The organism is Campylobacterota bacterium (assembly GCA_020633995.1).
Classification (GTDB): Bacteria; Babelota; Babeliae; order Babelales; family RVW-14; genus JACKCO01.
Window position 1 is genome coordinate 81752 of record JACKCO010000003.1, and the last position, 16113, is coordinate 97864.

Annotated in this window: 6 protein-coding genes; 2 read left to right on the forward strand and 4 right to left on the reverse strand. The window is 43.9% G+C overall.

The window, feature by feature from the left end; translation table 11 throughout:
- The first annotated feature begins 36 nt into the window (after positions 1-36).
- Together H6679_00310 and H6679_00315 are read left to right on the forward strand one after the other, a co-directional pair.
- Positions 37-11454 (forward strand): hypothetical protein, encoded by an 11418-nt coding sequence (locus tag H6679_00310; GenBank protein MCB9492698.1) that lies wholly within the window; start codon positions 37-39, stop codon positions 11452-11454.
- 93 nt (positions 11455-11547) lie between these two features.
- Positions 11548-12699 (forward strand): hypothetical protein, encoded by a 1152-nt coding sequence (locus tag H6679_00315; GenBank protein MCB9492699.1) that lies wholly within the window; start codon positions 11548-11550, stop codon positions 12697-12699.
- A 36-nt stretch (positions 12700-12735) separates the two neighbouring features.
- Here the strand turns inward: H6679_00315 and H6679_00320 are convergent, their stop codons facing one another.
- From H6679_00320 to hflB, 4 genes are all read right to left on the reverse strand, one after another.
- Complete coding sequence (locus H6679_00320) at positions 12736-13329, reverse strand: VOC family protein (GenBank protein ID MCB9492700.1); 594 nt, start codon at positions 13327-13329, stop codon at positions 12736-12738.
- Positions 13330-13411: 82 nt separating this feature from the next.
- The gene (gene rpsT, locus H6679_00325; GenBank protein ID MCB9492701.1) at positions 13412-13690 is read right to left on the reverse strand and encodes a 30S ribosomal protein S20; all 279 of its coding nucleotides are present in this window, start codon (positions 13688-13690) and stop codon (positions 13412-13414) included.
- 31 nt (positions 13691-13721) lie between these two features.
- Positions 13722-13919, reverse strand: coding sequence for a 50S ribosomal protein L28 (gene rpmB / locus H6679_00330; protein ID MCB9492702.1), 198 nt, complete (start codon positions 13917-13919; stop codon positions 13722-13724).
- 99 nt (positions 13920-14018) lie between these two features.
- The gene (gene hflB, locus H6679_00335) at positions 14019-15944 is read right to left on the reverse strand and encodes an ATP-dependent zinc metalloprotease FtsH (protein ID MCB9492703.1); all 1926 of its coding nucleotides are present in this window, start codon (positions 15942-15944) and stop codon (positions 14019-14021) included.
- Positions 15945-16113 lie beyond the last annotated feature (169 nt).

Consider the following 16113-nt stretch of genomic DNA (forward strand, 5'->3'; position numbering starts at 1 on the left):
TTTAATTTAGTTACTACCTGAGGGGGGGAGTAAAAAATGAAGCAGTCGATCGGAGGCACGATTGTAGTAAAAATACAATCGACAGTGTTCTGGTCGATTGCTTTTTTACTATTTACGCTGCATGGAACTACAAACGCAGCAAGTATAAAATATGGCGATCGAGTAAGAATACACTTCTCAAGTAAAACTAACACATCTGGCAGCGGAAAGGTATATCTCAGCGGTTCATCAGACTCAAAAGCATTTGCTAGCGAGGCAACATCTACTGCAAGCGACAACTGGATTATTGAAGGAGGAACTGTTGGCCAAGCCGTAACGACAGGAAACATTATACTTAAACATGAATCAACCGGAAAATATCTTGCAGAAAACCAAGCCAATCAACTCAACTTCGGTCTTCCTGGCTTCTTTTTTGAAGTAAGACTGCAAAGCTCAACATTCAACTGGTTTGTTTATAGCGACGGAGGCAGCAACGCTCTTGACAGCACAAAGCGTTTTTTACTTTCTCCTGGTGGAAACCAATCTGCCTATAGACTCGGAATATCAAACTCACTTTATTCTTCAAGCGATCCCAAAAAATATATTATCACAAACTATCATCATGGCTACGGCGCTAATCCATTTGGAACATTTCCATGGCTTAGCACTGAAGCTGCTTTACCGCCGGCTGCACCTGCACCAGCGCCTGCTCCCCAGCCAGTGCCTGCTCCAACATCTGGCACCATTTATGGTAACGTATGGGGTATAGGACCGACTAATAAAGTATATTTTCGTGAGGGTATTAGTAACGCTAATCCAACCGGCACGTCATGGTCTGAAGTCACTGGACTTTTAGCAAGCAATATCACAGTAGGACCTGATGGAAGAGTATGGGCACTAAATACGACTGCAGTTGAAGGAGGACATCAAGTTTATTACCGTGAAGGGATCACTGCATCTAACCCCAAAGGAACTAGTTGGTCAAGAGTTGATGGTGGTTTAGCTCTGCTGGCAACAGGCCTTGGAGGACAATTATGGGGCGTTAACAACAGTGACAATTTATTTTTCCGTCAAGGCATAACATCAGGTAACCCTAAAGGAACATCATGGCAACATGTAAACCCATATTTTAAATATATTGATGCAGGCTCAGATACATACAACAGCGTTTGGGCAACCGGATCGTATCCCGGCGTTGTTTATCGACATTGGGGCAACACCACAACCCAGCCAGGCACAACTTGGTCTCCTGTAGAAAGTTATGAAATCAAGCAAATCGCAGTTGGCCCTAATGGTCAACCGTGGGGTATAAACGCGAGCAACGAAGTTGTCGCTAGAACAGGTATAACAGGCCAACAAAAAGATGTTAAAGGTACTGGCTGGCAAGCATGTGCTACTGGTGCAAAATTTGTTGGGGTAACTCGAAGCAACCAAGTATGGATGGTCAAAAATGATAACTCCATATGGGTATCTGAAACGGCCGATATGAATAATATGGCATGGCAACAAATAGACGGCTCACTGACAAAAGTTAGTGGTGGCGGCATGCCAGCGGGCTATGTACCCGGACCTTCATATCCTAGCGATGAAATACAATACGGTCAGGACATCCGTCTTGTTTGGTCAACATATCCCACAGCAGAAGTTGCTATCTCCGCATCTGCGGAAGGAAAACCATTTGGCAGCACTACAAAAACAAGCAACGATATCTGGACAATTCTTCCAACAAGCGGACAGACTGGAGTAGTAAAGCATGCTCATCAGTTTTATCTCAGACACAAAAATACTGGAAAATTCCTCTGTTACAATGGTAGCAACGCCACGCTTGATGATGGAAATCCTACTTTAAGTATTGTAATTGATAGCATGCAAAATGGACAACACATTGATACATCAGATCAACAAAACATACCATGGCTCAAAAATTATGACCGCATTGCTATCAGAACACCATCTCCCATTCGTGATTTTTTCTACTTTCCGGGAACAAAGTATACCAACCAACTCGGCCAGCAATACAACGCAGCTTGGACGTTTATAGAAAACGCACAAAAGGAACAATATTTTCCCTTTTTCAAAGCAACACCAACCACAGGACTTTCAACTCCACCTGAACCACAACCCGCACCACAGCCAGCACCTGAACCACAACCTGCACCTACCCCAGTAAATCCTACCGACAATGTGTGGGCTGTATCTGAATCTGATGGTAAAGTCTGGTTTAGAGAAGGTGTAACTGCAACAAAACCTGAAGGTACAAGTTGGACTGAAATCCCGGGCCTACAAGCCCGATGGATCAACGTCAGTCCCCGTGGAGAAGTATGGGCTACTACAAGAACTTCTAGCCCCGTCCCCTATTACCGTACTGGCATTACACCTGAAAACCCAAAAGGTACCAGCTGGACTCTAGTTGACGGTGGCAATATCATGCAAATCGGTGCTGGCCTAGAAGGACAACTCTGGTGCAAAACCTACCTAGGAGAACTTTTTTACCGCACGGGAATTACCGAACAAAATCCTACGGGTAATGGATGGACAAAAATCACAGACGGCAATGTAAATGCCTATCGTTTTGCTGTAGGCGCGAATGGTGCCGTTTGGGCAACCGACTCTAACCAAGAGGCAGGTACAGGCTTTAGACCGGTATACAGAACAGGAGTCACCACAAGCAGCCCTGGTGGTACCGGTTGGCAAACTGTTACTGACGGCTTTAACGTCTCAGCCGATCTTGCCGTTGGCCCACAGGGACAACTCTGGACCATTAACACCGTATTTCAAGCATCTGCACGCTTGGGCATTACTCCATCAAACCCTCTGGGCACATCATGGAGTAACTACTTTACCGGCATGAACTCATCACTTATGTCAGTATCACCTAACAACAATCTCTGGCTGATTAATAGAAGTAATCAAATCTTTATTGCAAAAGACCCAACGCCTGGCTCTCCTTCATTTACTGGTGTGGGAGGTGCACCATCACCACTTACCGTTATCAGTGCTGGCGGTTATCCAGGAACAATACAAACACAAACTTTGCCTCCGCCAGATCCTGACAAATACTTTCTCTATGACCCTGCAAGCACGCCAAATAAATACGATAATAAAACATATCGCGATGCATGGAAATTGCCTGAAGCAAATCGTGGTATTATTCAATTCCGTGCTCGAGGATTAAATGACTTGCACGTCAATCTTGGACCAGACAAAAACAACACCCATGGACAGATGTATGAAATTTTAGTTGGCGCAAACAACAATGCAGCCTCCTACCTTAAAAAGCAAAAAGTCGTCCCACCGTTTTTAAGTCCCGTAAATGCGTCACAATTTCCTCAAGCAGTTTTAGAAGGCGGTAAGCCAAGTGGACAAGGCGACATTTGGAATGACTTCTGGATTATCGTAGATCAGCAATTTATCCTCGTTGGGAAAGGAACCAGTCCAGGAATACCTGAAGAAATTATTTTGTGGCATCAAGATCCATACCCACATACTGTCAACTATTTTGGTCTTGGTGGTTGGGATGCTCGTGTTGAATTTGATAACATTCGAGTCGCTCCGCTCACCAATCCCCCTAAAATCACTGACTTAACCAAATATACTCGTGCTCCAAATACTCAAACAATTTGGGAAAAAGCAGATCTTAAGTATCACCCTAACTGGAAACTACCAGTGCAAGGATCTGGCTCAATTACCTTCCGCGCAAAAGCTGCTAACAATATAATTGTCAGCATTGCACCAGGACTGTCTAGCTTTACTCAGGGTGATATCCCACCCGACTATGATGGAGCAACCTACTTCTTCAACTTTGGAGCTAGTAATAATACACTAAGTGGTCTTTACAAAAATAACATCGACAGTGCACCAATTGAATTTAACAACTCTGCAAACGCACGTATCAACAACGCAAATGCTTTTGAGGACTACTGGATTTCCGTAGAACCAGACGGTACATTACGCGCAGGTAAAGGATCTCCTGGCAATGCACCGCTCATCACACACAAAGATGCAAATTTTGCAAACAACATCCTGCAAGTTGGTTTTGGAGGTAAGGGCGCCACAACTGTGGAATTCACCAATATAACCTTTGGCCAACCACTTGAAATTGTACCTGAAATTTCCCCGCAAGAACAAGCTCAATCAATTAAATATGGAGACAAGGTTGTACTTGGCATACACAGTTCTGTGGCAAACCTGACAAAAGGTAAACCTAATTCACTTGTTGTTATTGCAACTGGTTCTGGCGAAGTAAACCCATGGTACAAAGATCAACAAGTTGCTTATGGCTGGGAAAGCGCAACAAATCTTTCAGAGTTTACGGTTCTTGCATCACACGAAGAAGGTGATAATGCACGCCTGGGTCAAGCAGTAAGAGCTGGTGATACTATCAGGCTAAAAAGTATTCCAACAAATTTATTCTTGCACTCGCACGCAGACAGAAACACCTGGAGTTCCGACACACCACCATCAATAAAACTACAAGAGGTAACAGGCTATCCAAATAGAGATAGCAATGATAACTGGGAGCTAATTGTTAAAGACAACAGCTACTCATATTGGAACAAAGCAGCTGAAGTTACACTGCGCCACAAAGCAACACAAAAATATCTACACGTTATTGACTACCGTTGGTGGTGGGGCCCAGGAGGAACCGACGCGTGGGCACTAGCATATAGCGTCGGGGCTAAAGATGCCCCAATACAACAATACTTTATTACCAATGAAGGCAGAGCTCTTTTTGAACAACAGCAAATTAGAGAAAAACTACAGCCAGAAGGCCAATGGATTATTGACCGCCACGGCAACACCTGGGGTACTACCGATACCGACCATCCGCAATCTGCTGGCAACAAAGAATTATACTTTAGGAAAGCCGGTCAAGAAAATTGGGAACCTATCGCAGGTGCGATTACCATGCTTGCAGCACATCCACAAAAAGACCAGGTTTGGGCTATAAATAAAGACGGTTCAATCTTTGCACGTCTTAATGTAACAAGCGGAAATCCACAAGGGAACTCATGGGCCGGTGTACCTGGTAATCTAACGCAAATTGCAATCAATCAAGACAATCACTTTGCTGGTACTGACTCTGCAAATAAAGTGTATTTTTCACCTACCGATGACCCTGGCAATCCTTCATGGATGTTACTATTACCACCACTGCAGCAATCTGATACACGTCCATGGGAATTGAGCATTGATGATCATCCACTCTTTACCGGTAATAAACGAGTATTTTTCAATACACAAAACGGCTGGATAGAAATTGAAGGCGCTATGAAGCAGCTAGCACGGAGAAGCAATGGCCATGTTTGGGCAATAAAAAATGACAACAGCATCTACTTTAGAGAGGGAGTAAACACTCAAAACCCGATGGGTTCAAGCTGGAAACCAGTTGCAGGCTCACTAACAAGTATTGGGGTTAATCAACAGGACACCATTATTGGAACAAACCAACTGGGCGATAATATATTCTCATTAACTAACGATCCGAATAATCCACAATGGCGAAATGTTGTTCCACCACTTCAAGAACCATATGTTGTTGGTCCACAAGGACACACATGGGCTTTGAGTGTTAACGACCATACAGAGTTCCCTGGTAATAAACGAATTTTCCACAAACTACCTGATCAATGGATTGAAATTGATGGAGCATTAAAAAAACTGGCCGTCGGTACTAACGGACAAGTATGGGGTATCAATAGCACTAACACCCTTTTCTCTCGTGACGGCATAACTGCACAAAACACTGCAGGATCAGGCTGGATCGTTGTTCCCGGCAATCTCAAAGATATTTTATTTGATAGCCAAAATAATCAATTCATCGGTATTAACGAATTTGATGAGGATGTTATCTCTCAAACCAGTGATCCAAATAATCCTGCGTGGATACCATTCCTACAAACACCCGATGGCCGCTGGACTCTGAGTGATGTTGATCATAAAAATTCTCTAAATAATAAATACACTTTCTTCAAAGAAAATAACGGCTTATGGAATCTGGTCGAGGGAGCTTTGTCCCAAATCAGCGTTAGCCCAAACAACGAGGTATGGGGCATACAGGCCAATGGCAATGTCTTCACTCGTCAAGAAATTACTCCACAAAACCTTAAAGGGTCAAGTTGGTTACAAGTTCCTGGGCAGCTATCAGAAATCGCCGTTGGCAACGATGGCATTGTATACGGCAAAACACTTGCAAATAAAGGCGTGTTTTTGGCAAACGAAGACCTCGCAAATCCACTGTGGCTTGAAGTACTACCAGCACTTCAACAATCAAATACCCGCCCATGGGAACTTAGCCAGGCTGATCACCCGCTTGTTCCTGGCGAAAAACGAATTTTTTATAACCTCGGCGATAAGTGGGTTGAAGTCGGCGGCACGCTCAAACAACTTGTGCTCAGACCTAATGGTGATGTTTGGGGAATTAATAGCGAACATGAAATCTATTTCCGCGACGGTATAACACAACAAAATCCATTAGGCACTGATTGGGTTGTTGTTCCAGGAAAACTCGCTGACATTCGTCTTGACGGTAACGGCACCATCAACGGGACAACCCCAGAAGGTCAAGATGTGTACTCAATCACCAACAACCCTATTGATCCAGCATGGAGAAATTTAACACCACCGCTGCAAAGTCCTGTTACTGGCCCTGACGGCCACACATGGGCTCTAAGCATTGCTGACCATCCACAATCACCGGGCGACAAACGAATTTTCTTCCAAGAACAAGATACTTCGTGGAGCGAGGTTGATGGAGCTCTCAAACAAATTTCTGTTGGACCTGGAGGCCAAGTCTGGGGAACAAATATAAACAACCAAATTTTCTATCGCAATGGTGTAACTGAACAAAATCCTAAAGGAACGGACTGGATTCAAACACCTGGTATTTGCACCGTATGTACCATTAATCCGGACGGCTTTGTAACAGGAATAACGCCTGACGGTGACACAATCATCTTTAATGGTAATTTTACAAATCCTAACTGGGTACCAGCCGATAGCTTGCATAATTATGATCCTGATAAACAAACTCCTGGCTCATTAACATTCAAACCCGAATGGGGCCTACCGCAGCCAAGCCGTGGTAACGTACTCTTCAAAGCAAAGGCACAAGCCAGCATTGCCATCGGCTTAAGTCCAATTGACCGAACACTTCCTGGCAACATGTACCAACTAAGCATTGGTGGTGACAATAACACAAGCACCTTTATCACTGACGGTACCAGCAACAGACTTCAGAGTACTAACAACCAAGAAGCATTAATCGATAATCAAAACGTCTTTATCCCATACTGGGTCACCGTCTATGATGATACAATTGTTGTAGGCCGAGGTGTCATTCCTGGCGAAAATGAATTCTTCAGATATCAAGACCAGTCACCGGTACAAAATCTTACCAATGTTGGTCTTGGTGGTTTGCAAAATCCTGTTGAATTCAAAGACATCTCTATAATAGCTGCAACAAAACCAACGCTCCTGCTCCCTCCATTGCAAACACCTATTACAGATCCTACAACTGGCTCTACATGGGTACTGAGTGAAGATGATGATCCTAGCAATCCTGGCAATAAACAAATATTCTTTAAGCATCAAGACAGCGATGAATGGAATAAAATTGAAGGAAGCTTAACAGCTCTTGCAATTCACCCAACAAGCGGACAAATTTGGGGTATTAATGCAAACAATGATATTCTCGCCCGTAATGGTATAACAGCACAAAACCCAGCAGGAACAAGCTGGTCCACAATCCAGGGCAAACTTAAAACTATTGAAATAATTACATTTGGTACCATGCCACATTTTGGGGGAACTAACCTTAACGACCAAAGCATATTCTCACAAACCGATGCTCCTAATAATCCAGCATGGATTGAACTCAAACAAGCACAACAACAAGCAGCACAAGAAGCTGAACAAAAACGCATCAATGATCTGTTGCCACCTGCCACCGAATGGATTCCCGACACACGTGGCAACAATTGGGCGCTCAGCACACAACAAGATTCAACTGGAAACAGAGAGGTATTCTTTCAACACGCCGGACAACTATGGCAAGCATTGCCTGACACTCCTCTCAAGAATCTGATTGTCGACAATAATGGAAACCTTTGGGCCATTACCGGTAATAGCACGGTCTACACCCGTGATGGTATAACCGACCAAACACCTCAAGGAACAACATGGACTCAAATACCTGGCGCACTTGAGCAAATTAATTTTGAGCAAGACAAAAACCTAGTCGCAGGTATAACGCCTGATCAACAAGGTGTTTACTCTCAAACCGGCACACCACAAAATCCAGCCTGGATACCATACCTTAATCCAGTTAACAATCGTTGGGCACTGAGCCGAGATGACCACCCTGCTCAGCCAGGTAACAAACGTATCTTCTTTAAAGAAAACAATAATCTATGGACAGAAATAGATGGAACACTTTCTCAAATGAGCGTTGGCAACAATAATCAAGTTTGGGGCGTTGATAACAATAGCAACGTATTTACCCGAGAAGGTATAACGCCAGAAAACCTTAAAGGTACTAACTGGAAACAAGTTCCTGGCAAACTAACCACGATCGATATTGATAACGATGGCATTATTTTTGGTACCACTCCAGAAGGTAAAGAGATCTACCTTGCAAACGATGATCTACAAAATCCGGTATGGCTTGAAATATTACCGCCACTACAACAATCAGATACTCGTCCGTGGGAGCTCAGTCAAGCAGACTACCCAGGCTACCCCGGTGACAAACGAGTATTTTATGAGCTACCAGATGGTTGGACTGAAGTAGGTAAAACACCGCTCAAAAAACTTGTAGTAACACCAAATGCTCAAGTGTGGGGTATTAATAATAACGGTGACACTTTCTACCGCGAAGGCATAACAACACAAAATCCAACAGGTACCGGATGGGGAACAATCCCTAGAAAATTTGTTGATATAGAACTAGATAAAAATAATAACATTGTTGGTACTACACCTGAGGGTAATAAAATTTACACGCCAACAAACAATCCACAAAATCCTGAGTGGCGTCCCGTCGTTCCACCTCTGCAACCTCCACAAACAGATCCAAACGGCAACAAGTGGGCACTCAGCCAAGGTGACTCTCCTGACTCTCCAGGCAACAAAGAAATTTTCTTTCAATCGCAAGACAGTGATCAGTGGAATAAACTTAGTGGAAACTTAATTGATATTGCCATTCATCCAACAGGTGGACAAGTCTGGGGCGTTAACGCAAACAACGATATTTTTGCTCGAGAAGGCATAAGTTCTGCAGACCGCTCTGGTACAGGTTGGACAACAGTGTTTGGCAAACTTAAAGATATTTCAATCATCACATTCCAAAATGAACCACATTTTGGTGGTACTGATATCAACGATCGAATAATCTTCTCACAAACCGATAATGCACAAAATCCTGAATGGACACAACTTTCCCAAGCAGAACAAGAGGCACTCAACAATGCAGAACTAGAGAGAATCAGTAGCCTACTGCCACCGCCTGCTGAGTGGGTCATTGACGGACGCAATAATGCATGGGCACTCAGTATGCAAGCTGACGACAATGATAACCGAGAAATCTTCTTCAAAGGCACTAATAACATGTGGACAGCCCTTGACGGACAAAAACTTGCAGCACTTGTTGCAGATACTACCAATGTTTGGGGGATCGACAGCACAGCAAATATTTATACACGACAAGGTATAACTGATCAACTCCCACAAGGAACCAATTGGCTCGTTGTTCCTGGCCAACTAACCGAAATTCATTTTGATCCAACCAACAACGAAATTTGGGGGATAACTCCTGATGGTGAAGAAGTTATTTCACAAACCAATAATCCACAAAATCCTGATTGGCGACCAAGTATCCCGCCGCTACAAAACGAGCAAACTGATCCAAACGGCAATACATGGGCTCTCAGCAAAAATGATGATCCTGACAATCCTGGCAACAAGGAAATCTTCTTTAAACCTCAAGGTGGCAACAAATGGATAAAGGTTAATGGAGGCTTAATAGGATTGGCAGTTCATCCAACAGATGGACAAGTATGGGGCGTTGACGCAAACAATACTATTTTTGCACGTGCTGATATAGGACCTGCTCAAACGCAAGGAACCGAGTGGCTACCGGTTTCCGGTAAACTCAAGGACATTTCGATTATTACATTCCAAAACAACCCACACTTTGGCGGAAACAATCTCAATAATCAAATTATTTTCTCACAAACTGATGACGCAGACACCCCACAATGGACACTGCTTTCTCAAGCTGAGCAAAAGGCACACACACAAGCAGAACAAGAACGAATCAATAGCCTGCTACCATCACCAGCAGAATGGATCATTGACGGACGCAACAACACATGGGCATTGAGTACGCAAGCTGACGACAATGGAAATCGTGAAGTATTTTTCAAAGGGCTGGACAATGTATGGCTCTCGATTCCAGAACAAAAACTTGCAGCACTTATTGCAAATCCTGACAATGTCTGGGGTGTGGACGGTGCAGCAAATATTTATACACGACAAGGTATAACTGATCAGCTCCCTCAAGGCACCAACTGGCGTATCATTTCAGGACAGTTGACTGAAATTCACTTTGATCCAACCAATAATGAAATTTGGGGAATAACTCCTGAAGGAAGAAGAGTCGCCTCACAAACAAATAATCCACAAGATCCTCAATGGAAAGTAGTGCCAACACCTGAAGAAGCCAGCGCACAAGAACTTAGTCAACTCACCAAAGAGCTCAACGAACTAAGAAACAGAATTAACAATTTGGGCACAACGGTTAACACTGCCACAGACGGTGCTATAACCAATAAACTCCCAGCAGAACAAAATCAATTGCAAGATCAATTTAATGCGCTCTACGACAAGCTAGACAGCCTCGCGCCAGCAGTTGAATCAAGCATCAAACCTATGCTGGAACAAATAATTAGTGATGAGCTTAATACTCAACTCTTGGACCCCGCACTACCACAAATAATAAACCAAACAACTATTGATACAATCAGAAAGAAAGCAATTGACAGTATCAGCCAACCACTCTCTGAGCAAATCAATCAAGCAATAGACAGCGGAATAGATCAAGCACAGCAAGCCATCGCTCCATTTATCCCAGATGAATCAGTCATAGAAGAACCTGCAAGCACTCCCGAACCAGAATTAGAAACAGTAGAACGAGCGCGAGGTCGTCGTCCACGTCCTACACGTACTCGTAGACGCGCCGCTGCTGAACCAGAAACAGAGCGCGCCATTCGTCAAGTTGGAAGTGAAATGCTTCGAGAACGAGATAGACAACTACCTGAGATTGTAACGAGAGAACAAAAAGCGCTACAGCAAACAAGTTTCAGACAAGCACTCCCAGAAGCTGGGCCACGCCAAGATCAACAGGACACAAGCATCTTGCAACAAAAACAAGCAAAACCCACAACTCCAGTGCGCCGTACTCGTGGCCAACGATAAAAAAATTGTACTTTACAAGAACTGTTGATTTTTCTGTCTCCTTTATGTCTAAACTGCGACAAATGAAGCTTTGTTAAAAAAAGGAGACACAAGATGAAACAATATCGACCAAGTATTATATTGCTTACAATATTACTATTTTGCCTAAGCAGTGCGAATGCAATGGTACCGGCTCCAGTGACAGCAACGCCACCAGTACCACAACCAGTGATGCAACCTCCTATGCAAGCACCATCACCAATGAGCGCCCCCGCTAACACCCCTGCCCCTGCACCGGTTTTGCCAAAACCAGTAGCACCATCACCGGTAATGGGGGTACCCGCCGCTAGCCCCATGGCACCCCAAGGCGCCGTACCTGCGGCTGTTTCCCAACCAGCTCCAATCAGGCCGGCCATGCCTGCCCCACTCGTTCAACCAGCCCCTTCAATAGCAGCACCGGTAGGTGCCACAGCTGGATCATTTACTTTTGACAAAAAGATTTTATATAGACCTGAATGGAAATTTGATTACGCACAAAACAAACGTTCGGTGACCTTTGAAGTCGATGCTTCAAAAGGTGGTGTACACGTCGCGCTCTCACCGCAAATGCAAAGCACACAAGGTCAAATGTACCATCTCATCTTTGGTCTTCGCACTAAAAAAGGTCCGATATCTGTACTGGGCAAAGGACTTGGTAAAATTCCTGGGACTGAAGATCGCTACCCTATCCTTGCCAAGGCTCCCGGCATGGGCTCTGGCACCTATACCGTTACTTTTGATAACGGAAAAATCACTTTGGTACGAAATGGACAAACAATCCCTTGGACGATAAAGCAAGGTGGACAAAATACACAGGTAACCGAATGGCGTGACCCAAGCCCCGTTCCAAACATTCAATACGTAGGATTTGGTAACTTTAGTAAATTTCCAGTTACCTACAAATCGGTCGAAATCGTGACAACACAGGCAGCTGCTCCGAGCGCTCTGGCAACACCCGCCGTAACACAACCACAACCAATTACGCCAACCGTAACTCCGGTGGCCCCTGCTCCTGTTCGACCTGCAATACCAGCAGCACCATCTCCTATGGCACCTCGACCAGCAATACCAGCGCAACCTAGCCCAGTACCACTAACACCTTCTCGATCAGCGCTACCAACATTACCAGGGCGTCAGACTCGTCAGCGTATGCTCCCTCAACCACGCCCAACAACAACACGCCCGGGAACAAGTGCCCGTCCAATGCTACCAAGGCTAACACGATAAAATATAAAAAAGCCCCTGGTTTTGCCAGGGGCTTTTTTATCGCAATGCTTCTCGCATCTGCTTAAACTTTTTCTTTACAAACTTTCTAGCCGTTCGCCTCAGTAAACCAAATGGTTTTATCCTGTCTACAATTTGCTCGTGAAGCCTGTTCTCTTGCTCAGTAGACAAACGCAAATCGTCACGAGAATAAACACCACCTAAAAAAACAACTGACTGTTGCTTGCTCACTTCGCGTGGCTGAAAAAATGTTACTTTAAGTCCAAAAGGATCTTTGATTGTAAAAGAAGACATTTCATCATCGTGCTCAAGCTCACGAATAACCTTGATGTCACGCTTACAGCAACGATCAAAATATTTCCCAAGCCCAGTACGTATTTCAATGGTTATCGAAATACAACGCCCAGCACATCGTTTGATAAAACTAAACTCGGCAAGTTCTTCTACACTCGGGCTTTTGAATGTAACAAAGCACTTCCCTTTTTTTAGACGCGCTGACACAACATGTGCTTTTTCGTATTCCGATTGCTTAATGTCAATATCAACTACATCAAATGCAAGTTTGTCTGTATAAAAACGTAGTGCCTGTTCAACACATTCAACAACGACAACCAGCTCGCCTGCTTTTTTCATGCAGAGCCCCTTTTATGTTTGTTCGCCCAATCACAAGATGCGCCCACACACATCTTACCCAAATTTCACGTATTAAAAAAAATTATGCGCTCGCTTGACCTTCTAAGCGTGCAACCTTTTTTGCAAGTCTGCTAATTTTACGGCTTGCAGTATTGCCCTTCAAAAGACCCTTACCTTTTGCGCGCGCAATTTTTGACTCAGTTACTTTAAACAATTCACGCGCAAGTTCGGCATTGTTGTCCTCAACCGCTGCCAAAACTTTTTTGGTAAATGTTTTAAGATCAGATTTACGTGCAACATTAACTAAACGTTTCTTCTCAGTTTGACGCGCACGTTTTCTTGCTGACTTAATATTAGCCATGTATCAAATACCTCAGTAAACAAATCTATTGTTAAACAACTTTTTCGACTTTACCACCTTTTACACACTTGGTGCAAACGCCTCCACGTTGGACGCTTGATTGCCCTTTAAGCTTGAAACGCATTGTGTGAACATTTGGATATACCCAACGTTTCACTTTATTATTTGCGTTACTGACCAAATTGGCAACGCGTGGTCTTTTGTCGCAAATTTTGCAAATATTTGCCATTTGTAACATCCTTTAGCCATTAAGAGAATAATTTTCAGCGTTTATCAAATTAGTCTAGCAGGAATTTATGTTTTTTAAAGATGCAATGCGTAAAAAGCTTTATACCGCACCACTTCCTTGACCTTGCACTTCATCATCTGATGGCACATCAACATCATTACCCTGCTCCTCAGACGGCGACTGATCGTCATCATGAAACGAATGTGACTGACGCGGCTCAATGCCAAGCAGTTCATACACTTCAGCTGCATGTAGCGTTTCTTTTTCAAGCAACGCCTTAGCTAACGTCTCAAGCTTGTCTCGATTTTCTGTCAGTAATTTTTTACCACGCTCGTAACACATGGTAATAATCTTTTCTACTTCCTTATCGATACGTTGCATAGTGCTTTCAGAAAATTCACGCCCCGATTGGATGTCCCGACCAAGATATGGATGCTCACTTGAAATATTATATTCAATTGGACCCAATGCAGACATACCATAACGAGATACCATGGTGCGTGCAATCTTTGTCGCCTTTTCAAGATCGTTTGAAACACCACTGGTTTGATCATTAAAAATCATTTGCTCGGCAAGCAACCCGCCAAGGCAAACAACAATGCGTGCCTCCATTTCACTCTGCGTTTGTGAATATTTATCACGCTCAGGCAATGACCATGAAACACCAAGCGCTCGTCCACGAGGAACAATCGTCACCTTATGCAGCGGATCAGTTTTTTGCTGCAACAGGGTCAACATTGTATGCCCTGCTTCATGGTATGCAGTCATCTCTTTGTCTTCTTGAGTAAACTTGATTGTTCTACGCTCTGCACCAAGCATGATTTTGTCACGCGCAACTTCAAAATGTCTCATCTGAACGGTCGTTTCATGTTCTTTTGATGCAAGCAATGCCGCTTCATTAATTAAGTTTTCAAGGTCAGCACCAGAAAACCCTGCAGTACCTCGTGCAATTTTTTCAAGATCAACCTGATCATGCAGCTTCACCTTACGTGCATGCACATTTAAAATTTGCGTACGACAAATCAAATCTGGAAATGGCACTTCAATGGTTCGGTCAAAACGTCCCGGACGAAGCAATGCTTTGTCCAACACATCTGGACGGTTGGTTGCTGCAAGGACAATGACTGAACCAGCCTCTGTGGTAAAGCCATCCATTTCTGCAAGCAGCTGGTTAAGTGTTTGCTCGCGCTCGTCGTTGCCGCCACCCATGCCAATACCACGCTGACGACCGACAGCATCAATTTCGTCAATAAAAACAATGCAGGGTGAATTTTGTCGTGCTTGTTTAAACAAGTCGCGCACGCGTGATGCACCAACACCAACAAACACTTCCACAAAATCCGAGCCACTGATACTAAAAAACGGACAGTGTGCTTCACCCGCAACCGCTTTTGCTAGCAATGTTTTACCATTACCAGGCGCACCAGTTAGCAAAATACCACGCGGTATTTTTGCCCCAATTCGCGTAAATCGCTCTGGACTTTTAAGAAAGTCGATAATATCGAGCAAGTCTTCTTTAACCTCCTCAACACCTGCAACATCTTTAAACGTTACATTAATTGAGTTGGGTGAAAAGAAGCGCGCTTTGCTGCGGCCAACATTAAAGATTTTGCCGCCGCCACCAGCGCCACCTTGTGAATGCCTGAAGTATAAGAAAAAGAGCAATACAAACAGCATAAAAATGGAAAACAAGAAATAGTGCCCGTATGACTGTTTTTCCAGTGGCACGACCTCAATATTAACACCACGGTCCTCAAGCAAGTTCCAAAACTTTTGTGTTGGGGCAACATAGGCCTCAAACATCTTGTCGTCTTTGAACTTACCCTGTACGTGCTGGTCTTGAATGACCACCATCTTAACATCGCCATCTTTAACGTGCTGCATTAGCGTTGTATAATTGATATGGCTAACTTCACGATTTATGCTGTTGTACCAAAAAAGATACGCCAACCCCAAACATACCATCGCCAAAAGCAACCAGACTGCATTCGGCCCGCGGCCACCAAAGCCACCGCCTCTGCGCATATTGCGATTCATCATAATCTGTACCTATCTCATAATTTTTTAATAAACAATCTTGCTTAGCAAATAAACGATCCTATTATTCTAATAAAAATCAGCCTCTCTGACTAGTTTGGGCCCTGTATTTATTAAAACTCTAACCTTTTATGAGGTGACTTTTCAAAGGAATAGA